The sequence below is a fragment of the Thermaurantiacus sp. genome (assembly GCF_053487655.1).
Window position 1 is genome coordinate 1 of the sequence record NZ_JBRCLD010000005.1, and the last position, 20,372, is coordinate 20,372.

A 20,372-nucleotide genomic window follows, 5' to 3' on the forward strand; every position below is an offset into this window, starting at 1 on the left:
CCCTTGATCGCGCCTTGCAGGCCGAAGTGCGAGAGCGGGGGCTTGCAGCGCTGCGGCGGGCTGATGTGCTGCCAGATATGCCAAGCCCTGGCGACGAACGCTGATCGCCGAAACGCCTGTGACCGAGCCTTAATTATCGCCGCGCTGGCTCCCCTCGTCCTTGTAGGAAAATGTTCCACGTGGAACATTTTCCTACACGCGTCTGGCAACGAATTGGTTCAGGTTTCGCAAGGGCGGGGACCAGCCGGGCTGGTCCCCGTCAGGTCTAGCGGAGCAGCTGGAGGACGCTTTGCTGCTGCTGGTTGGCCTGGGCCAGCATCGCCTGCGCTGCCTGCTGGAGGATTTGGCTGCGGGCGAGGTTGGTGGTTTCGGCTGCGAAGTCCGCATCCTGGATCCGGCTGCGGCTCGCCACCGTATTGGTGCTGGTTGAGGTCAGGTTGCTGATGGTGGCCTCAAGCCGGTTCTGGACTGCCCCCAGTTCGGCGCGGTTGATGGCAACCGACTGCAGCGCCTCGTCAATCGAGGCCAGGGCTTCCTGCGCGCCCTGCTGCGTTGCGATGTTCACATCCTTGATCTTGAGGCCACCGGTTTCGGCGCCATAGGTGCCTTCCTCGAAGCCGAGAACGGTGAAGTTGCCGCCGGCAGAAAAGCCGAGACTCCCCGCCGAGACGGAGAAGGACTTGGCGCTCTCGAGCGCGATCTTGCCGAACGCCACGTTGACGGCGTCGGCTTCTGCCGTGGTCAGCGCCGCGCCATTGACAGCTGACGTGACAGTATAGGTCGTCGCCGTCCCATTGATGGTGGCAGAACCCAGCCCGAAGTGGGCAGCGGTGAGACCAGCGGCGGTCTCAAACCAGACCGAGACATTGCGGCCATCCGCGCCAATGAGCGAAATGCCACCGCGGCCGTTGTCAACCGCCGTCACACCCGTTGCCCCGCTGTTGTTGTTGATGGCCGCTGCCACATTCTCGCGCCGCTGCGAGGCGGAGTCGGTGGTTGCCATCACCACATTGATCTGGACACCGTTCACATAGAGTTCCGCCGTGCCGGAGAAGGTGGAAAGGTCTGTCGAGGTGCCGTCGATCCGAACGCCGAGCGCCCGCGCAGTCACACCGGTCTGCGCCGATGCCTCGTTGATGGCAGCCGCAATGGCGATCGCTGAGGCTGCCTTCTGGCTGTTGGAGGCGCGGGTGTCGGAGACCGTGTCGTCTGCTGCCTTGGAGGCGCGGATGGCGATGCCGTTGACGACCAGGTCCCCCGTGTTGAGGACACGGGCGGCGCCGGCCCCAGCAGCGACTGCGCGCTGGTCTGTGGTCGTAGCGGAGACGCCACGCTCGAAGGTGCCAGCGGCAAGCCCGGCACGGCTCAGCTGGCCGGCACCGACGGTGCTGACCGTAATCGGGCCACCATTGGTGGACACCAGCGAGAAGGTGCCCGACTGCGTTCCGACCTTGAGGCCAGTGGCCGCTTCCGTCAGCGTTGTCAGCGCGACATTGATATTGCGGCCGTCGGCGGCAACCAGCTTGATGCCAAGGTTCGAGTCCCCCGTGTCGATCGCTGTCACGCCGGTCTGGCCAGAGATGAGGTTGATCGCATCGACAACGGCAGTGCGGCTGGCGGCGGCATTGGTCGTGGTGGTGATGGAGCCGGTGGTGACGCCGTTGATCGTGACGGTGCCCGTCAAGGCAGCGGCCGTCATTGCGGTTCCCGTCATCACCGTCTGGCCGACAACGGCGCGCACGCCGGTCTCTGCCGTCCGCGCGTTGATGGCAGCCGCCTTGGCAATAGCCGAGGCTTCCTTGGCGGTGGACGAGAGATTGTCATCTGCTGCGCGCGATGCACCGATGGCCACCCCGTTGATGACAAGATCGTTCGCCTGGAGGGCCTGAGCGGCCGCGAAGCCCGTGGCAGCAAAGGCGCCAGTTGCAGAAAGACCAGGCACCTCGCCAGTGCCAAGATCACTCGTGCGCGTCGAGTTGATGCCAAGGCGCACGATTTCGCCAGCGCGCGCGCCAGTCTGCAACGTCAGGGATTTCGAGGAGCCGTCGAGGAGGCGGATGCCATTGAAACTGGTGCGGGTTGCGACATTCTCGATCTCACCGACCAGCTGCGTGACTTCGGCCTGCAGTGCTGCCCGGTCCTGGGCGGAGAAGGTGGCGTTGGCCGACTGCACTGCGAGCTCGCGCATGCGCTGGAGCATGTTGGTGATTTCGCCCATGGCGGTTTCCGCCGTCTGGGCAAGGCTGATGCCGTCTCCGGCGTTGCGCATCGCCATGGCAAGACCGCGCACATCGGCAGTCATCCTCTGGGCGATGGCGAGGCCCGCGGCGTCGTCCTTGGCGCTGTTGATCCGGAGGCCAGTGGAGAGACGCTCCATGGCACGACCGAGATCCAACTGGGCCATCCGGCCACCGTTCTGGGCCTTCAGTGCACCGAGATTGGTGTTGATGACGCTCATATTCCGTTCCCTTGTCCATGGTCGGGCCCGCAGGACGCGAAGCCTCGGCGCCGTTCACGGCTTGACAGGGATTCGCTTAAGGCTGGGTCTTGACATGCCGCTTCGACCATTTGCCGACATGGTGATTCTCTTTGAAGACGCGGACTGTCTCGTCATCGACAAGCCAGCTGGGCTCGCCGTGCATCCGGGCCCGAAGACGGCGGATTCACTTGAGACGCGGCTGAAGGCGGCAGGGGCCAAGTGGCAGCCGGCGCACCGGCTCGATCGCGACACCAGCGGCTGCCTGCTGCTTGCAAAGCGACCAGCAGCGCGCAGGCGGCTCATGCAGGCCTTTGCAGCGCGCCAGGTGGCAAAGACCTATCTGGCCGTGGTGGCACCGCCGCCGCCGGGGGATGCGGGAGTGGTGGACTTCGCGCTTGCCAAGCGCTCCGCACCGAGGCGGGGATGGTGGATGGAGGCGGGCGCGGATGGCCAGCCAGCGCGCACCCGCTGGCAGGTACTCGCGCGAGCACAAGCAACGGCGCTGGTGCAGCTGGAGCCTGTGACCGGCCGGACGCATCAGCTGCGCGTGCATGCAACGGCGCTCGCACAAGGGGCAGCGATTGTGGGCGATGCCGTCTATGGCCGGGGCGAGCCGGGCGGGCTTATGCTGCACGCCTGGCGGCTCGGGTTCCCGGATATTGCCGGGCGGCGCATCGAGGTCGTCGCCCCGCTTCCCGGGCGCTTTCGAACATTGGGCTTCGCCGCCGGCTGAGCCAGAGGCTCAGCTGCCGCGGCTGGCAAGCCAGGAGACTTCCTCCGCGATCATGGCAGCAGCGATCGACTCCGCATCTGGCTTATAGGTGCCAGCAGCAATGGCAAGCCGGACGTCTGCGATGCGCTGGGCATCGACTGGCGGGCGGATCGCCAGATCGCGCGCCAGGCCCTTGATGCCGGAGAGATCGAAGGCTTCGCGCCCGTCGGCAAGGGGCAGCCGGCCAGCAGGCACAGCCTGGCGCACAGGCGCCGTACTGCCTGCACTGCCGACCGTGCGCGCCGAGTCACTCCCGGCAACACGCTGGAATAACTGGCCTTTCCCCTTGACCCCGTCAACCATCGTTCGTCTCGCCAACATGTGTATCGGTCAGATACACGATTGCGTGCAGGGCCTGTCCGCGAACCCCGCCAAAACCCGATACGGCTGGAAGATGAGGGGATTTAGCGGCGGATGAAGGCGCGCGTGCCATCCTCTGCAACTGTTGCCGGGAAGCGCTGGCCGGTGACGCGGTTGCGGAGCATCACCCGCTCGCCCGGCGCGGCGCTCGCCTCGGCAATCGCTTCCACGGTCACGCGAAAGCCCGGGCCATCATAGCTGACTGTGACCATGTCGCCGCGGCGGATGGCCGGCGTTTGCCGGGCCGCAGTCCCGGCCGGCACGCCCCGCCCTGCTGCAGCTGCAATGGGGACAACGGCCTGCCAGCCCCTGGCCGGGCAAGTGATGTGCAAGCTTCGAGCACCGGCGGCGGGCGTGAACTGGAAGCCGCCTGGGCAATCGGGCACCTGCAGCCGGGGATCGATGGCAACCGGCGCACCGACCGCAGTTTCAGCAGCAGCGCGCAGCGCACGCGCGCCACTGCCCGCAACAGCAAGGCCGGGAAGGGCAAGCAGTACGAAAGCCGCAAGCAGGCCGGCGTGACTTGGGCGGGAAGTGCGGGTCGGGGCGAGGGGCACGGAAGTCTCCCAAGCGATGGATGCAACGGCTATCGCTCATGCACGCCCATGCAAGCCTTGTGCCAGGCGACCCTTCTCTTCGGCAGCGGGCGCCTCACGACGTCATCGCCCAAGCAGTGGCCGGCACACAAGTTCCGGTCTGGCGGCACGGCAGCGGCACCCGTGTGCCGGCTGCTGCCCTTGGTGCTCTCTGCGCCATGGTTGGCACGTTTCTTGCTCATCATCGAGCGGTGCGCTCCGTGGCCGTTCGGGCTTCGGACCTGTGCTGCAACTGGGCCAGCCCAAGCAAAAGCCTGGGGGCAGGCTGGCCGCGCGAAGGAATGCCGATGGATCGCCTCGACCGCTTCTTCGGAATTTCAGCTCAAGCGCTTGCGGTGCGCAGCCAGCGCCTGGCGGTGCTTGCGTCAAACATCGCCAATGCGGCAACCCCCGGCTATCGGGCGCGCGATCTCGATTTCGCCGCCGTGCTGGCGGACCGCGGCACGGATGGGCGCCTGCCGCTCAAGCGCACCGCGGCCGCGCACCTTGACCCTGGCGCGGCTCCAGCTGAGGCGCTGCTGCGCTACCGTCAGCCTGTCCAAGCTGCGATGGATGGCAACACGGTGGAGCTTGCAACCGAGCAGGTCAAGTTCGCCGAGACCGCGCTCGCCTACCGCACCAGCCTTGCCTTCCTCGATGCCCGCATCGGCACGCTGAAGGCGGCCATGCGCGTTGAGTGAGGAGTACATGTCGATGTCCCAGCCGCTCAGCCTCTTCGATATCGCTGGCCGCGCCATGGGCGCCCTCATGGTCAGGATGAACACGACGGCCTCCAACCTCGCCAATGCCGGCTCGGTCGCTGCCACGAAGGAAGGCGCCTTCCGGCCGCTCAAGCCCGTGTTCCAGACAATCTATGAAGGCGCGAGCGGCAAGGCGACCGTCGCGATCGCAGGCGTCGTGACGGCAGCGCTCGAACCTGGGCGGCGGCACGCGCCTGGCCATCCGCTGGCCGATGCCGAGGGCTATGTCCATGTCGCCGCTGTCGATCCCCATGCCGAGCTGGTCGAGCTTGTCGAGACGGCGCGGCAGTATCAGAACAACATCGAGGTGCTCGAGACTGGCAAGTCCTTGACCCTCGAGACGCTGAGGCTCGGCCGGTGACGGGGCTTGCAATCCCAGGCCTGGCGGCGCCGGCGCCAGCGATAGCCAAGACCACTGGCCCGCGTGAGCTTCGTCAAGAGGATTTCTTGCTGCTGCTGACGACGCAGCTGAAGGCGCAGGACCCGCTCTCGCCAATGGACAACAGCCAGTTCGTCGCCCAGCTTGCCCAGTTCGCAACCGTCGCGGGCGTGACCGAGATATCCGTCGGCCTCAATCGGCTGGCGACCACGCTCGAGGGGGACACAAGGAGCTCAGCACCGCTGTGGCTCGGCCGGGTGGTGGCCGGGCCCGATGGTGCCGAGGGGCTCGTCGACCAGGTGATGCTGGACCCGAAGGGCGACCATATCCTCATCATGAGCAACGGTCGCCGGCTTGCCCTTCGCGATGCTCGGTTCGTCGCCTGAACGCGTCCCCAGGAAAGGAGAAAGCCCATGTCCTTCTTCATTTCGCTGACCGGGCTCAATGCCGCGCAGACCGAGCTTTCAGCGCTCTCCAACAACATTGCAAACGTGAACACGACGGGCTTCAAGCGTTCGCGCGTCGAGTTCGCCGACATCGTCAACCGCTCGCCAACGCAAGCGGCAAACCGCGCCAATGGCGCCGGGGTTGCGATCGGCGCCGTCACCCAGCAGTTCGCACAGGGCGGGATCCAGACCACCTCGTCGGCGCTCGATCTCGCCATCGGCGGGCCCGGCTTCTTCCTGGTGAAGGGGGGGGGAGACCAGGCGGATTCGCTTGCCCTTTCCAGGAACGGCGCCTTCCAGGTGGATGCCGAGCGCTTTGTCGTCGACAATGAGGGACGGCGGCTGCAGGTGCTCCCGGTCACGCCCGATGGCTCGCCGACGGCAATCGGGCTTTCGGCCCTGCAAGCGCTCCGGATTCCGACCACTTCGGGCGTGCCGCAGGCGACCACTGCGGTCAGGTTCATCGCCAACCTGCCGGCAACGGCAGCCATCCCGGTGCCGAGCTTTGCGCGCGACAATCCGGCAAGTTTCAACGCTGCGACTTCGACAACGGTCTATGACTCGGCGGGGCGAGCGAGCGCTGTCACCCTCTATTACCGGCGGGTGGAGAACCCGGTGCCGACTTCCACGGACAAGATCTGGGAAGTCCGCGCCTTTCGTGGTGACGCCGAAATCGTGCCCTCGCCTGCGCCGCTGCAGCTGGTGTTCAATGCCGATGGCGTTCTCATATCCCCGCTCGGGCCCGTCGGTTTCTCGGGCGGGTTTTCGATCGACCATGCAGGGACGACCCAGCTTGCAGAGCCATTCAACGTCTCTTTCACGGAGCAGAATGGCTATGCGCCTGGCCGGCTCGAAGGCGTGGGCGTGGACCTGCGCGGCGTCGTGCGGGCAAGCTTCTCGAACGGGGAAGTCCTTGCAATCGGCAAGCTCGCCATGGGCAATGTGCCCAATCCGCAGGGGCTCAAGCAGAACGGCAATTCGAGCTGGACGCTTTCCCAGTCCTCAGGCGCGCTCGAAGTGGGCCAGGCCGGGCAGGATGGCTTCGGGACGATCTCGGCAGGATCGCTGGAGCGCTCCAATGTCGACCTGACGGAGGAGCTCGTGGGCCTCATCAACGCCCAGCGGACCTTCCAGGCCAATGCCAAGGCAATCGATACGGCCTCCTCCTTGCTGCAGACAATCGTCAACCTGCGGAACAGCTGATGGATCGCCTCATCTATACAGCGCTTTCTGCCATGCAGCGCTCGAGTGAGCGGCAGGCGGTGACTGCCAATAATCTCGCCAATATCGAGACGCCAGGGTTCCGGGCCGAGATGGCGGTGATGCAGCAGGGCTATCTTGTGGCGCCGGCTGATGGCGCAGCGCTTTCGACCCGGGTGCAGGCTGGCGGCGAGATGCTGCACGACCTGATGCGGACCGGCCGCGCGGTCATGACCAACCGGCCGCTCGACCTGATGATGGAGGGCGGGGCCTGGCTTGCTGTTGCCGATGCATCCGGTGCGGAGGCCTATACCCGGCGTGGCGATCTCCGCTTCGATTCCGAGGGGCGGCTGCGGACGGGTGCCGGAGAGCCAGTCTTGGGTGTGGACGGTACACCTGTGGTGGTGACCGCCGGCGCGGGTGCTGTGCGGGTAGCAACGGACGGCGCCATCGAAACCCAGCTCGCTGCGGACCAACCCTGGGTGGAAGTGGCAAGACTGAAGCTCGTCTCCCCCGCACCGGCCGAACTGGCACGAGGTGTGGATGGGCTGTTCCGCACTGCAACGCCGCTGGATGCTGACCCGCTGGCGCGCGTGGCTGCTGGCACCCTGGAATTGAGCAATGTCGAGGCCGCCGCCGTGCTGGTCGAGCTCATCGAGCAGTCGCGCGGGTTCGAGATCCAGACCAAGCTGCTGACCGCAGCCAAGGACATGGACGAGAGCACGGCGCGCCTCATGCGGATCGAGAGCTAGGAGAGGACAATGCCCGGATCCCTGCACATCGCCCGCTCGGGCCTTGAAGCGCTCGATGCGCGGTTGCGGACCATCGCAAACAACCTCGCCAATGCCAACACGGTTGGCTTCAAGCGCGATCGGGCAGCGTTCGAAACCCTGCTCTACCAGACCGAACGGCCGGCCGGCGCACCCGCCGGGGCCGACAACCGCTTTGGCATGGGGCTTGCAACGGGTGCTGGCGTGCGCGTGGCAGGCACTGAGCGGGTGCATGCGCAAGGCAGCTTCACACTCACGGGAAATGCGCTTGATCTCGCCATCGATGGCGAGGGTCTGTTCGAGGTGGAGCTGCCCGATGGAACCTCGGCCTACACGCGGGCCGGGGCCCTCACGCGGGATGGCGAGGGTCGGCTTGTGACTCCGCAGGGCTACCGGCTGGTGCCCGAAATCCAGATCCCTGAGGGGGCAACGGGTATCACCGTCGCACCCGACGGGACGGTCTCTGCGCGCAACCCAGGCGAGACCGAGCCGGCCGAGCTTGGGCGGATCACCCTTGCGACCTTTATCAACCCAGCAGGCCTCGAGCCAGTGGGCGAGAACCTGTTCCGCGAGACCCTTGCTTCGGGTGCGCCGACCATCGGCGGCCCAGGTGAAGCTGGTGTGGGGCGGATCCGCCAGGGCGCGCTGGAAGCCTCCAATGTCTCCACCGTGCAAGAGCTTGTCGACATGATCGAGACCCAGCGCGCCTACGAGATCAACGCCAAGGTGCTCCAGGCCGCCGACGAGATGATGCGCTATGTCAACCAGTCCGTCTAACTGCCTTATTCTCTTTTTGATGCTCAGTGCCTGCGCGCTTGCGCAGCGGCCTGAGCGGGTGGCCCACATCCGCCCTGCCCTGCCGGCGCCGCAGCCGGCACCTGAAGCGCGCGCCGTGACTGGAAGCATCTGGGCGAGTTCTGCCTACCGGATGGCGCTCGGCACCGACCGCAAGGCGGCACGCGTTGGGGATCTGCTTACCATCGTGCTCGTGGAACGGACCATTGCCGAGAAGGCGGCCTCCCAGACTGGCCAGCGCAATGCGCAGCGGACGATTGACCTCACCGGCTTGCCTCAGACCGATGCGTTCGAGCGCGCGCTCTCCGGCGGCTCGGAGTCAAGCTTTGAGGGGCGTGGGGCGACGCAGCAGTCGAACCGGCTTTCCGGTGAGTTCACAGTGACGGTCACGGACGTGCTGGCCAATGGGACGTTGCGGGTCGCAGGCGACCGGCGGCTGTGGCTCACACGCGGCGAAGAGCAAGTGCAGCTGACCGGGCTGGTGCGGCCCGAGGATGTAGGGCCGGACAACCGGGTGCTCTCAACGCGGGTGGCGGATGCCGTCATCCGCTATGCAGGCACGGGGGAAGTGGCAGCACAAGCACGCCAGGGCTGGTTCGCGCGCTTCTTCGACAGGATCACCCCCTACTGATGCGCGTGCTCCTGGCCCTTCTGCTGCTGCTCGCTGGCCCAGCGCTTGCCGAGCGGGTCAAGGATGTTGCCCGCTTCCAAGGCGTCAGAGGCAATGCCCTCGTCGGCTATGGCCTCGTGGTCGGGCTTCCTGGCACTGGGGATGACAACCTCGTCTTCACCTTGCAGTCGATGCGCTCGGCACTCGCCGCGCTTGGAGTCGTCATTCCAGCACGGGCCAATGCCCAGCTCAAAAATGCCGCGGCCGTGATGATCACGGCCGAGCTGCCTCCTTTTGCGAAGCCAGGGCAGCGGATCGATGTGACAGTGGCGGCACTCGGCCGGACCAAGTCGCTGCGCGGTGGCACGCTGGTGCTCTCCGAGCTCAAGGGGCCCGATGGTGAGACCTATGCGCTGGCGCAAGGCCAAGTTTCGGTCAGCGGTTTCGGCGCCGAGGGCGCAGATGGCTCGAAGATCGTTGTCAACACGCCGACTTCGGGGCGGATTCCCGGTGGTGCCGTGGTCGAGCGCGGAGTGCCCATACCCTTCGCCGGCACTGGCTCCGGCAGTGCGCCAACGCCCCTGGTGCTCGATCTTCTGACGCCGAGCTTCTCAATGGCGCAAGCGGTCGCAGATGCCATCAATGCGCAAGAGGGCGGGGGCGTAGCCCAGGCGATTGATGCCGTCTCCATTACCGTCCGTGCGCCAGCGGATCCGGCAGCGCGGGTGCGGCTCGCCTCGCGAATCGAGGCGCTCGAAGTCGAGGGGAGTGCGCCGGCGGCGCGGGTCATCGTCAATGCGAGGACCGGCACGGTTGTGATCGGCGGCAATGTCCGGCTGCTTCCCGCCGGCATTGCCCATGGCAATCTGACGGTTGCCGTGACCGAGACCTACACGGTCTCGCAGCCTGCGCCCTTTGCCCGGCGCGGGCAGACGGTGGTGACGGCGCAATCGGATGTTTCGGTAGCGCAAGAGAAGACGCGCATGGCGCTGCTCCAGCCGGGACCGCGGCTGCAGGACCTGGTGGATGCGATCAATACACTGGGTGCCGCCCCTGGCGATCTCGTCGCCATCCTCGAGGCGCTGCGCGAGGCCGGTGCGCTGCGGGCCGAGCTTGTGGTCATCTGATGGTCGGCTCCGCGGTACAACCTGTGCTTGCTGCTAAGGCGCTGGAGCCAGTACCGCGCACAGCGAAAGAGGTGCTGGCCCACTTTGAAGCGCTGGTGGTTGAGGCCATGCTGAAGGCGAGCCGGCCACAGGGGCTGCAGGCCGATGGCCTTGCGGGCGCGCTTTCGGGCGCGGGCGACTGGCAGGACCTCATCGACCGCCACCTGGCGCGGCTGGTGGCAGCACGTGCTCCCTTTGGCCTGGCGCAGCAGTTGGAAGCGTCAATTGCAAGCGCGGAGGCCGGCCTTGAGTGACATGCTCGGTGTTGCGCTTTCGGGCGTTCGGGCCACGCGGATGGCGCTTGAGCAAATTGCCGACAATGTGGCCAATGCCGCGACTCCCGGCCATGTGCGCCGCAGCGTGCAGGTGGCCTCGCTGTTGCCGCCGGCCTCGCTTTCTCCTTTTGCGCTCGACCGGGTGGGCGCAGGCGGGGTGGATGTGCGCGGAATTGTCCGCGCTGCCGATCTCATCCGCCAGGACAGCCTCAGGCGGACCGAAGGCGATGTCGCGATGCTGGGCGCTTCCGAACGCTGGCTTTCGCTGGTGCAGTCGAGCCTGACAGGGCCCGCCTCGCTGGCACAGCCGATTTCCGACCTGTTCGCAAGCCTTTCCGACCTTGCTTCAGATCCGACCTCGATTGCAGTCCGGGCGACCTTCCTCGCCCGCGCTGACGCGCTCGCGGACCGGTTCAACGCGAGCGCGGCCGATCTCAGGCGGCTGGAGAGCGACCTCAAGGCCGATGCCGATGTCGAAGCGACTCGCCTGACCTCGCTCGGCCGGGCGCTTGCCGACGTGAACTTGCAGATCCGCCGCGCCACGCCAGGAAGCGGAGCAGCAGCCGGACTTGCGGACCGGCGAGACAAGCTCCTGCTGGAAATGACCCAGATCGCGACCATCGATGTCCGCTTCGAAGCGCGGGGGATGGCAATCGTCAGGGTAGGCGACGCCGGCGGGCCATTGCTCGTCGATGGGCCGCGGTCTGAGGCGGCGCGGGTGGAGCGGGCTCCCGATGGCGGGCTCATGCTGCGGCTGGGGCCGCAGGGGAGCGACGAGGTGGCGCCTCTGCTGGGCGGCTCGCTGGCCGGGCTTTCGGTGGCCCGCACGCTTCTCATCGAGGCGGGCAGCCGGCTCGACGCGCTCGCTGACCGGATCGCTGCCGACATGAACGCTGCGCACACGGCAGGTGCCGACAGCTTCGGTGCCGACGGGCAGCCACTATTTGCGACGCTGCGGGTCATTCCCGAGCCAGCGCGCGGCAATGCCGGGGATGCGCGCATATTCGTCAAAGTGGCCGACGGTGCGGCGCCGGGGCCGCTCACGCTCTCGTTCAACGGCGTGACCAGCGAATGGACTCTCGCGCGGGCCGACAACAGCGCTGCCGTCACTGGCTCCATGCCGCTCGCACTCGACGGGGTTACGGTCGAGGCCGCGGGCACCGCGCGTGGCGGGGATCTGTTCCAGCTGGTGCCAAAGGCCGGGGCTGCGGGGATTGCGCTCCGGCCGCTTGCGCCTGCCGAGGTTGCGGCAGCGCCGCGCTGGCTTGCAGACCCAGCGCCAGGCAATCAGGGCGTCGCGCGGGCCGAGATCCGCCGTGGGAGCCCGCTCGACCCGCCACCAGTGCCACCGCTGGTGCCGCCCTTTGCCGTCCATGTGCGCGCTGGTCTCCTGGAGCTTCGCGATGCTGCCGACACCTTGGTGGCAAGCGGCGCAGTCGGGGACTGGCTGGCCGGCGATGGCTTTGCGATCCGCGTGACTGGGCGGCCGGCAGACGAGGACCGGTTCCGCGTTCGCCTGACCGAGCCAGGCCAGGGTGGCAATGGCAATGCTGTTGCCATGCTGGCACTGAGGGACGTGGAGGGGCCGCTGGGGACAATCGAGGACAGCCACGATCGGCTGGTGGCCGGCATTGCCGTGCCTCTGTCCGAGACGCGGATGCGCTCTGAGGCAGCGCGCGCCAATCGCGACGCCGCCGCTGAGGCGCTGGCGCAGGCGAGTGGAGTCGATCTCAACCGGGAGGCGGCGGAGATGCTGCTGTTCCAGCAGGCCTACCAGGCCAATTCCCGGATCATCCAGACGGCGCGCGAGACCTTTGCCGCGCTGCTGCAGTCGGTCGGCGGATAGGAGGAGCGATGTTCGTTCTGGTCAGCGGGCGGCAGGTGGCCTCGACGGCGGCCGAGCGGATGGTGGCGATCGACAACCAGATCGAGCGGCTGGAAGGCAAGATCGCGCGGGGCGAGCGGTTCACCGAGCCGGCGGAGGACCCGGCCGGGCAGCTCCGGGCCTCGGCACTGGCCCGGCTGGATGCGCGCCTCCTTGCCGAGCAGCGGGGCATCGACCGGGCAGCCGGGCGGCTTGCCTCGGCCGAGACGGCGGTCGCGGATGCCGGGCGGGTGCTCATTCGCGCGCGTGAACTGGCGCTGCTTGCCCGGAACGGGACGACGAGCCCCTCTGACCGGGCGGTGATTGCGACCGAGGTGCGGGGTCTCAAAGAGCAGCTTCTGGGGCTGGCCAACGCCCGCGACGAGGCCGGGCGCTTCCTGTTTGCTGGTGCGCGGGACGGGCTTCCCGCCTATGCGGCAGATGCAGAAGGGCGGGTTTCCTTCGCCGGGTTCGGCGCCGGGTCCGGTGCCGAGGCGGCCGGACTCGAAGGCCTTTCGCCACCGTCGGGGCCGGCCCTGTTCGGCACGGATGAGGACGGCGCCTTTGCCGTGCTCGACCGGCTCTTGGCAGCGCTCGCCGAGCCGGACGAGGAGCTGCGCCACGAGAGCCTCGATGCGGCGGTGGCGGGGCTGGTTTCGGGGCATGACCGGCTGATGACAGGCCAGGCCCTGATCGGGACAGCCATGGCGCGGCTCGAGAGCGAGACCGAGCGCGTGGCGGCCGAGCGGCTGGAAGTTGCGCGCGGGTTTGCACGCGTGAAGGGGCTCGATCTCGCAGCGGCCATTTCCGAGCTGGAGGCGCTGCGGCTGACCCTCAATGCCGCCCAGGAAATCTTCCAACGGGTGCACGGGAGGAGCCTGTTCGACCGGCTGGGGTGAAGCGACGGCAACTGTGGCAAGACTAAAGGGGAGCGGCTGGACAGCGTAAATGCCGGCAGTCCCCTTGCGCCCGAAGGAGTGCCGGCCGCATGATGGCCATCGTTGGATTGGTCGTGCTGCTGGTGATGGTCTTCGGCGGTTTTCTTCTCGCCGGGGGAAATCTCGTGCCCGTGCTGGCAGCACTTCCGGCCGAATTGATGATCATCGGTGGCGCGGCCGCGGGTGCGCTCATCATTGGCAATTCAATGGGGCTCATCAAGGAAGTGGGCAAGGGCGTTGTGCGCGTGCTGAAGGGTCCGCGCTTTGGCAAGCAAGACTATCTTGGTGCGATTGCGCTCACAGTCAAGCTGATGCGGCTCTTGAAGAGCGAGGGGGCAGTGGCCGTGGAGCCGCATGTCGAGACTCCGGAAAGCTCTTCGATCTGGAGCGAATATCCAAAACTCAGAAGCGATGAGTTCTTTGTCCATCTGGTAACGGACACGCTCCGGCTGCTGGTTGTCTCCACGGGCACGGTCTCAAGCGTTGCCATTGAGGATGTGCTTGATACTGCGATCGAGACTCACCACCACCACGCCTCGAAGCCAGCGGAGGCCTTGCAGACGCTCGCTGACGCTTTGCCAGCGCTTGGCATCGTGGCGGCAGTGCTCGGAGTCATCAAGACGATGGGCGCAATCGACCAGCCGCCAGCGATCCTTGGCAGCATGATCGGGGCAGCGCTGGTTGGCACCTTCCTCGGTGTCTTCCTCGCCTATGGCCTCGTTGGCCCGCTGTCGAACCGTCTTCGGCAGATCGAGGAGGCAGATGCGCAAATCTATCAGGTGGTGCGGCGCGTGATCCTTGCATCGCTGCGGAACCAGCCGCAACCGATTGTGCTGGAGCAGGCGCGCACAGCGATTTCGCCTGATCTCCAGCCGAGTTTCACGGAAGTGTTCGAGGGGGCGCGCGCCAAGTGAGCGCGATGGGCCCGGCGCCAGAGCCGGAGATTCTCGTCAAGAAGGTGCGGGGCAAGAAGCACGCCCATCATCATGGCGGGGCGTGGAAGGTGGCCTATGCGGATTTCGTGACAGCGATGATGGCCTTCTTCCTGCTGATGTGGCTGCTCGGCGCAACGGACGAAGAGAAGCGCAAAGGGATTGCCGACTATTTCGCACCCACCATCATTCCCATGGAGCGGTCTGGCGGCTCGAATGGAGTGCTGGGCGGACGCTCGCTTGCGGAGCCGGAAGGCAATGCCCCTTACCCGCAGCTCTCGGGCGTGCAGCCGGCAACACCGTTCCAGACCGGAAGGGCTAAGCGGTCGTCGGATCTGGAGGCGTTGCAGAAAGTGGCGCAGCAGATCCGTGCGCGCGTAGAAAGCGACCCCGGGCTTTCTGATCTTGGTGACCAGCTGCGGATGACGGTGACAGACGAGGGTCTTCGCATCGAGCTCATCGACCGGCAGGATTATTCGATGTTCCGCTCTGGCACAGCAGAGATGGACCCGCGCGCCAAGGCGGTGCTGGCGGTCGTGGCTGAGGCGGTCAGGGACATGCCCAACCGGCTTGCCGTGCGCGGCCATACCGACAGCCGTCCCTTCTCGGGGGCCAATGGCATGAACAACTGGACCCTTTCGACCTTTCGGGCAGAAGCGACACGGGCCGTGCTGGCGCGCGCCGGCCTTGGCGAGGAGCGGTTCAGCCGGCTGGAGGGGCTTGCCGATACCGAGCCGCTTGTCCCGGACAATCCGGCCGATCCGAGGAACCGGCGCATGTCAGTGACCGTGCTGAAGACATCTTGAGGGACGCGAGCTGGCGCGCCAGATGAAGGCCCGTGCCCGATATGCTCGCCAGCTCCGACCGCTTTGCTGAGGCCGCCCAGACGGCAATGTTGGCGCGGGGGGAGCCTGATCTCGAGGCGGGTGTGGCTGCCATCCGGGATACGGTCAGAACGCTCGGCCGCGAGCCAGGAGTCTACCGGATGGTCGATGCCAATGGCGACATCCTCTACATCGGCAAGGCCCGCGCCCTCCGCAGCCGCGTTGCAACCTATGCGCAGGTGGAGCGTCTGCCGCAGCGCCTGAAACGGATGGTCGCGCTCACCCGGGGCCTGGTGGTGGTGACGACAGCATCCGAAGCGGAAGCGCTGCTTCTCGAAAGCCAGCTCATCAAGCGGCACCGGCCCCCCTTCAATGTGCTGCTGCGCGATGACAAGAGCTTCCCCTTCATTGCATTGAACCAGGCGCATGATTTCCCGCGGCTGGCAAAGCATCGGGGTGCGCGCCAAGAGGGTGTCCTTTATTTTGGGCCATTTGCTGGTGCGGGCGCAGTCAACGCAACGCTGAACGCGCTCCAGAAGGTCTTCCTGCTCAGAAGCTGTACTGACAGCTTCATGGCCAACCGCAGCCGGCCCTGCCTTCTCTACCAGATCCGCCGCTGCTCGGCTCCCTGTGTTGGACGGATCGACAAGGCGAGCTATGCTTCTCTTGTCGCAGATGCAAAGGCGTTTCTTTCCGGCCGCTCGGCCGAAGTGCAGGCCCGGCTTGGCGCTGCAATGCAGAGAGCAGCAGCCATCAGGGACTATGAGCGCGCTGCCGTCTATCGCGACCGGCTGAAGGCGCTCACCTATGTCCAGGGCAGCCAGGCGATTCATGCTGGGGACTCACGGCTTGATGCCGATGTGATCGCGCTCGCGCGCGACCGGGGCGTGACAAGCGTCCAGGTGTTTTTCATCCGCAGCGGGCAGAACTGGGGTCATCGTGCAGTGTTTCCCGCGCAGGCGAGCGACGTGGCGGAGGAGGAAGTGCTTTCCGCCTTTCTTGGCCAATTCTATGGCGAGCTTGTTCCACCGCGGCGGATCCTGCTTGACCGAACGCTCGCTGATGCCGATGTACTGGCGGACGCCCTTTCGGCCCGCGCTGGACAGCGGGTGGTTCTGGCAGCGCCGAGGCGCGGGCGGCTCAAGGCGCTCGTCAACCAAGCGCGCCGCAACGCTGAGGATGCAGTCGCCCGGCGGCTGGCTGAGCGCAGCACAGCTGTCACCAACCTCGCCCGACTTGCGGAGCTGTTCGCGCTTCCAGCGCCGCCGCAGCGCATTGAAATCTACGACAACAGCCATGTGATGGGGACGAACGCACTTGGCGCAATGGTGGTGGCGGGCCCGGAGGGATTTGTGAAGGGAGGCTACCGCAAGTTCAACATGAAGCCGGGCGAAGTCCCGGCCGGAGATGATTTCGCCATGATGCGGGCCATGCTTGGGCGGCGGTTTCGGCGGACACTGGAGGAGGATCCGGACGGCGCTGGCGCAGACTGGCCTGATCTCCTGCTTGTGGATGGCGGCAAGGGGCAAGTTTCGGCGGCAGTGGCCGTGCTTGGCGAACTCGGTGTTGAGAATGTGCCCGTGGTGGGCATTGCCAAGGGGCCAGACCGCAATGCCGGGCGGGAGGTGTTCCATTTGGCCGACGGGCGCGAACTGACCCTGCCACCCAATGATCCCTTGCTGTTCTACCTCCAGCGGCTGCGCGACGAAGCGCATCGCTTCGCAATCGGAGCCCATCGCGCCAAACGGGCAAGGGCGATGACGGTCTCCACGCTTGACGAAGTGCCAGGCGTTGGGCCGGCACGGAAAAAGGCGCTTCTCATGCATTTCGGGACCACGCGGGCAGTCAAGGGAGCAAGCCTCGAAGACCTCCTCAATGCCCCCGGCATCAACCGCGCAACAGCGCAAGCCGTCTGGGCCCATTTTCACCCGACGAACCCGGGACGGCTGGATGAATAAATGAGAACGATTACTAGTTGCATGCCTGGCGCTGAAGTGCCCGGCATGGCCGATGCGCGCCTATTCCCGGTATTCTGCTGTGTTCACCAGATCGTCACCTGAGCTTCGTGCCGCTGTCACGTGACCTCCCTAGTCCGGTGCGGGTCGAAAGGCCGGGATCGCCGGCCATTCTCAGTTGGGAGGTTGCCAGATGAACGCCATGATAGCGCTCAATCGCCGGGGTCTCTTGAAGGGAAGTGCAGTCACTGCCGCAATGGCTGGGCCCTTCTCTGCTTTTCTGGCGAATGAAGCCCATGCCACAACCACTGGGCTTGGCGAACAGACGGCGCCAGCCGCAAGCCCCTATGGGCCGATTGCGCCAGTCAAATGCCTGACAACGGGCCTCTTCCTGCTCCAGCTTCCAAGAGGGTTCAGCTATACAAGCTTCTCCTTCCGCGGGGACCTGATGGACGATGGCCAGCGTGTCCCGGCCAGCCATGACGGAATGGCGGTCGTGGCAACGGTTGCGTCTGGCCGGACGGTTGAGCATCTTCTCATCCGCAACCATGAGCTCGGCGCTGGCTCCCTGCTGTCCGTGCCTGGCAATGCCGGTGCCGTCTATGACCGCGTGACGACCCCGATGGGGCGGCCGGCAGGCGGCTGCACGGTGCTTCGGGTGCGCAATGGCCAGCTGGTCGAGCACAAGGCCAATATTGGCGGAACGCTCGTGAACTGCGCAGGCGGTGCGACACCCTGGGGCAGCTGGCTGACCTGCGAGGAAACCGAAGTCGATCTGGGATCATCGGGCGGCAAGCGCCATGGCTATGTGTTCGATGTTGCAGCCGACCCGCTGCAGACAATTGCCGAGCCCATCCGCGACATGGGCCGCTTCGCCCACGAGGCAATCGCCTTCGATCCGGTAACTGGCTACATCTATGAGACCGAGGATGTCCGCAACGAAGCCGGCTTCTACCGCTTTCTCCCCAATGACCGCTCGCGCCGCTACGGCGCCCTCTTGGCCGGCGGGCGCCTCCAGGCCGCCAAGGTGGTGGGCGTTGACCGCGCCAACCTGCTCGCGCTCGAGGGAATCCGGCCGAGCCAAGTGCAGCGGGTGGGCCAGACACTCCCGATCGAGTGGGTTGACATCCCCGACCCGGATGCCAGCCCGGTGAACTACACGGAAGTCGGCCCTGACAATCCGGATACCGGCACCCGCAATGTCTCGGGCCCGTTCCGCCAGGCGCGCGAGGCGGGTGCGCTCCGGATGAGCCGGGGCGAAGGCATCTGGTGGGACAACCGCACCCAGTCCTTCTTCATTGCGGACACGAGCTTTGGCTACGAGGCCGGCGGCAGCCGCCGGGCCGGCCGGGGCCTCGGCTGCATCTGGCGCTATGCGCCGAGCCGGAGCAATCCGGATCGTGGCACGCTCACCCTCGTCTATGCAGGTGCGGCGCGGATTGCCGGCAACAATATCGACAATGTGACGATCAGCCCGCGCGGCGGAGTCCTGACTTGCGACGATGGCTCGGCGGTGGTTGATGCCTTTGGCCCGGGCCAGCGGCTGATGGGCTATAATGCCCAGGGCTTGGCCTACATCTTCGCCAAGTCGAACGTCCTCTTCACAGCTTCCGACATCGCTGCGATCGGCCGTACGGGCCAGTTCGCTCCTGGCGACTATCGCGGGGCCGAATTCGCAGGCGCGACTTTCGACCCGACGGGCCGCGTGCTCTATGTGAACAATTACACGCCCGGCATCACGTTCGCGATCACCGGGCCCTGGGGTCTTGGCAACCTCTAAACCACAGCGGGCGGGGCGGCAGGGCGCTGCCCCGCCTGTTCAACAAGGGGATCGAACATGCGGAAACTTCCTGCCCTTCTCGCCGTCGCTGCCCTGACGGCGGCTGCGCCTGCAGCTGCCGTGCATGTCACTGGGATCATGGCTCCCGGAGGCAATGCTGGCACCGTCTTTGCAACTGGTCCGGGGCGGCTCCAGGTCGATTTCACCTTGAATGCGTTTTCGCCCATCACGGTTGATCTTGCGCTCGAAGCCGGTGACGAGGGCGGGATCCACTTCAACAGCCTGCTCGAGGTGTTCACTGGCGTCACCCTTGGGCAGACCCTGGGTGCACTTGATGTGACGCTTCTTGGCGGGCCGACTTTTGCGGTCATCGGCGACGTCTCGGCTTTCTTCTCGAGCCCGGTGGTCGGCGGCAGCGCCGGGGCTTCCTCGCTGCGGATCCTGTTCCGGCCAGCCGGCGAGGGTGTCGGCTTGCTGCTCGGCAATGTCTTCGGCGGCGGGACCGATTTTCTCATCGCACCGGGAACGCTTGACGCAGGGGACCGGTTCCAGCTGGTGCTGGGGCCCAGCGCCGTGCCCGAGCCCAGCACCTGGGCCACGCTGGTTCTGGGCTTTGGCGTCATGGGACTTGCCATGCGGCGCAAGACTCACACTCTTCCCGCCTGAAGCCCAAGGCCCACGCGCCAAGGGTGGCGGCCTCGACCAGTTGCGCTAGAGGCGGCAGGCAAACGCCGGAGTCGCCCGTGATCACGCTCTATACCGCCGCCACCCCCAATGGCCACAAAGTCTCGGTTGCGCTCGAGGAAATGGGGCTTGCCTATGAGGTGCGAGCACTTGATCTCCTGAAAGGCGAGCAGAAGGCGGAATGGTTCCTGAAGATCTGCCCCAATGGGCGGATCCCGGCCATCGAGGACGATGGCTTTGCCGTCTTTGAGAGCGGCGCCATCCTCCTTTATCTTGCGGAGAAGACGGGAATGCTGTGCCCGACCGACTCCAAGGGCCGCAGCCGCGTCGTCCAGTGGCTCATGTTCCAGATGGGCGGCATCGGGCCGATGATGGGCCAAGCCAATGTCTTCTTCCGCTACTTTCCTGAAAAGATAAAGCCGGCAATCGATCGCTATCAAGGCGAGGTCCGGCGGCTGTTCGGCGTGCTCGATCGGCAGCTCGAAAGGAACGAATATCTGGCCGGCGACTATTCGATTGCCGATATTGCGACCTGGTGCTGGACCCGAACGGCGCGCTGGTCAGGCGTGGATCCGGAACCCTATGCCCACATGCGCCGCTGGCACGAGGCCATCAAGGCGCGGCCCGCGGTGGTGCGCGGACTTGCCGTGCCGGCGCCCATGCCAGACGTGATGGATGCGAAGGCCGCCGAAGCCTTCAGCAAGGCCGCACAATCGATGGTCGAGACCGGCCGCAGCTGAGCCCTTGCCCCCGGGCGCCCGGCTTCCTGTCAGCACCGTTTCACAATTCAATCATGGGCGTGTCACA

21 protein-coding genes are annotated in these 20,372 nt (G+C 66.1%); 18 read left to right on the plus strand and 3 right to left on the minus strand.

Annotated elements, in window-relative coordinates; all coding sequences use genetic code 11:
- Positions 1 to 265: 265 nt before the first annotated feature.
- A complete protein-coding gene (locus ACWIQA_RS00360; RefSeq protein ID WP_448581079.1) occupies positions 266 to 2,458 on the minus strand; it encodes a flagellin N-terminal helical domain-containing protein in 2,193 nt (730 codons plus the stop codon).
- A gap of 94 nt (positions 2,459 to 2,552) precedes the next feature.
- Here ACWIQA_RS00360 and ACWIQA_RS00365 point away from each other — a divergent pair, with 94 nt between their 5' ends.
- On the plus strand, positions 2,553 to 3,212 hold the full coding sequence (locus ACWIQA_RS00365) for an RluA family pseudouridine synthase (protein ID WP_448581080.1): 660 nt from the start codon (positions 2,553 to 2,555) through the stop codon (positions 3,210 to 3,212).
- 9 nt (positions 3,213 to 3,221) lie between these two features.
- On the opposite strand, the gene ACWIQA_RS00370 is transcribed toward ACWIQA_RS00365, so the two are convergent.
- Both ACWIQA_RS00370 and ACWIQA_RS00375 read right to left on the minus strand, forming a co-directional pair.
- Positions 3,222 to 3,554 (minus strand): flagellar biosynthesis anti-sigma factor FlgM, encoded by a 333-nt coding sequence (locus tag ACWIQA_RS00370; protein ID WP_448581081.1) that lies wholly within the window; start codon positions 3,552 to 3,554, stop codon positions 3,222 to 3,224.
- A 101-nt stretch (positions 3,555 to 3,655) separates the two neighbouring features.
- The gene (locus ACWIQA_RS00375; RefSeq protein ID WP_448581082.1) at positions 3,656 to 4,168 is read right to left on the minus strand and encodes a flagella basal body P-ring formation protein FlgA; all 513 of its coding nucleotides are present in this window, start codon (positions 4,166 to 4,168) and stop codon (positions 3,656 to 3,658) included.
- 326 nt (positions 4,169 to 4,494) lie between these two features.
- Between ACWIQA_RS00375 and flgB the strand changes: the two genes are divergently transcribed.
- The 17 genes from flgB (at position 4,495) to ACWIQA_RS00460 (ending at position 20,305) form a co-directional block, all read left to right on the plus strand.
- On the plus strand, positions 4,495 to 4,887 hold the full coding sequence (flgB, locus tag ACWIQA_RS00380; RefSeq protein ID WP_448581083.1) for a flagellar basal body rod protein FlgB: 393 nt from the start codon (positions 4,495 to 4,497) through the stop codon (positions 4,885 to 4,887).
- A gap of 7 nt (positions 4,888 to 4,894) precedes the next feature.
- Complete coding sequence (gene flgC / locus ACWIQA_RS00385; RefSeq protein ID WP_448581084.1) at positions 4,895 to 5,308, plus strand: flagellar basal body rod protein FlgC; 414 nt, start codon at positions 4,895 to 4,897, stop codon at positions 5,306 to 5,308.
- The gene (locus ACWIQA_RS00390) at positions 5,305 to 5,712 is read left to right on the plus strand and encodes a flagellar hook assembly protein FlgD (protein ID WP_448581085.1); all 408 of its coding nucleotides are present in this window, start codon (positions 5,305 to 5,307) and stop codon (positions 5,710 to 5,712) included. The genes flgC and ACWIQA_RS00390 overlap by 4 nt, the downstream gene beginning before the upstream one ends.
- Positions 5,713 to 5,739: 27 nt before the next feature.
- Positions 5,740 to 6,975, plus strand: coding sequence for a flagellar hook protein FlgE (locus ACWIQA_RS00395; protein ID WP_448581086.1), 1,236 nt, complete (start codon positions 5,740 to 5,742; stop codon positions 6,973 to 6,975).
- Positions 6,975 to 7,724: a flagellar basal body rod protein FlgF gene (locus tag ACWIQA_RS00400; RefSeq protein WP_448581087.1), complete on the plus strand. Its 750-nt coding sequence runs from the start codon at positions 6,975 to 6,977 to the stop codon at positions 7,722 to 7,724. The genes ACWIQA_RS00395 and ACWIQA_RS00400 overlap by 1 nt, the downstream gene beginning before the upstream one ends.
- Positions 7,725 to 7,733: 9 nt before the next feature.
- On the plus strand, positions 7,734 to 8,519 hold the full coding sequence (gene flgG / locus ACWIQA_RS00405) for a flagellar basal-body rod protein FlgG (protein WP_448581088.1): 786 nt from the start codon (positions 7,734 to 7,736) through the stop codon (positions 8,517 to 8,519).
- 115 nt (positions 8,520 to 8,634) lie between these two features.
- Complete coding sequence (locus ACWIQA_RS00410; RefSeq protein WP_448581089.1) at positions 8,635 to 9,168, plus strand: flagellar basal body L-ring protein FlgH; 534 nt, start codon at positions 8,635 to 8,637, stop codon at positions 9,166 to 9,168.
- On the plus strand, positions 9,168 to 10,274 hold the full coding sequence (locus tag ACWIQA_RS00415) for a flagellar basal body P-ring protein FlgI (protein WP_448581090.1): 1,107 nt from the start codon (positions 9,168 to 9,170) through the stop codon (positions 10,272 to 10,274). Before ACWIQA_RS00410 ends, ACWIQA_RS00415 begins: the two co-directional genes overlap by 1 nt.
- Positions 10,274 to 10,567, plus strand: a complete 294-nt coding sequence (locus ACWIQA_RS00420; RefSeq protein WP_448581091.1) for a hypothetical protein — start codon at positions 10,274 to 10,276, stop codon at positions 10,565 to 10,567. The genes ACWIQA_RS00415 and ACWIQA_RS00420 overlap by 1 nt, the downstream gene beginning before the upstream one ends.
- A gap of 1 nt (position 10,568) precedes the next feature.
- Positions 10,569 to 12,434 (plus strand): flagellar hook-associated protein FlgK, encoded by a 1,866-nt coding sequence (locus ACWIQA_RS00425; RefSeq protein ID WP_448581165.1) that lies wholly within the window; start codon positions 10,569 to 10,571, stop codon positions 12,432 to 12,434.
- Between the two features lie 8 nt (positions 12,435 to 12,442).
- Entirely contained in the window at positions 12,443 to 13,351 is a 909-nt protein-coding gene (locus ACWIQA_RS00430; protein ID WP_448581092.1) for a flagellin N-terminal helical domain-containing protein, read from the plus strand.
- Positions 13,352 to 13,440: 89 nt separating this feature from the next.
- Positions 13,441 to 14,304, plus strand: coding sequence for a flagellar motor stator protein MotA (motA, locus tag ACWIQA_RS00435; RefSeq protein ID WP_448581093.1), 864 nt, complete (start codon positions 13,441 to 13,443; stop codon positions 14,302 to 14,304).
- Between the two features lie 5 nt (positions 14,305 to 14,309).
- Entirely contained in the window at positions 14,310 to 15,128 is an 819-nt protein-coding gene (locus ACWIQA_RS00440; RefSeq protein ID WP_448581166.1) for a flagellar motor protein MotB, read from the plus strand.
- 41 nt (positions 15,129 to 15,169) lie between these two features.
- Complete coding sequence (gene uvrC, locus ACWIQA_RS00445; RefSeq protein ID WP_448581167.1) at positions 15,170 to 17,104, plus strand: excinuclease ABC subunit UvrC; 1,935 nt, start codon at positions 15,170 to 15,172, stop codon at positions 17,102 to 17,104.
- 190 nt (positions 17,105 to 17,294) lie between these two features.
- Positions 17,295 to 18,881: an alkaline phosphatase PhoX gene (locus ACWIQA_RS00450; protein WP_448581094.1), complete on the plus strand. Its 1,587-nt coding sequence runs from the start codon at positions 17,295 to 17,297 to the stop codon at positions 18,879 to 18,881.
- 57 nt (positions 18,882 to 18,938) lie between these two features.
- Complete coding sequence (locus tag ACWIQA_RS00455; protein WP_448581095.1) at positions 18,939 to 19,547, plus strand: PEPxxWA-CTERM sorting domain-containing protein; 609 nt, start codon at positions 18,939 to 18,941, stop codon at positions 19,545 to 19,547.
- A 77-nt stretch (positions 19,548 to 19,624) separates the two neighbouring features.
- Positions 19,625 to 20,305, plus strand: coding sequence for a glutathione S-transferase family protein (locus tag ACWIQA_RS00460; protein WP_448581096.1), 681 nt, complete (start codon positions 19,625 to 19,627; stop codon positions 20,303 to 20,305).
- Positions 20,306 to 20,372: the final 67 nt, after the last annotated feature.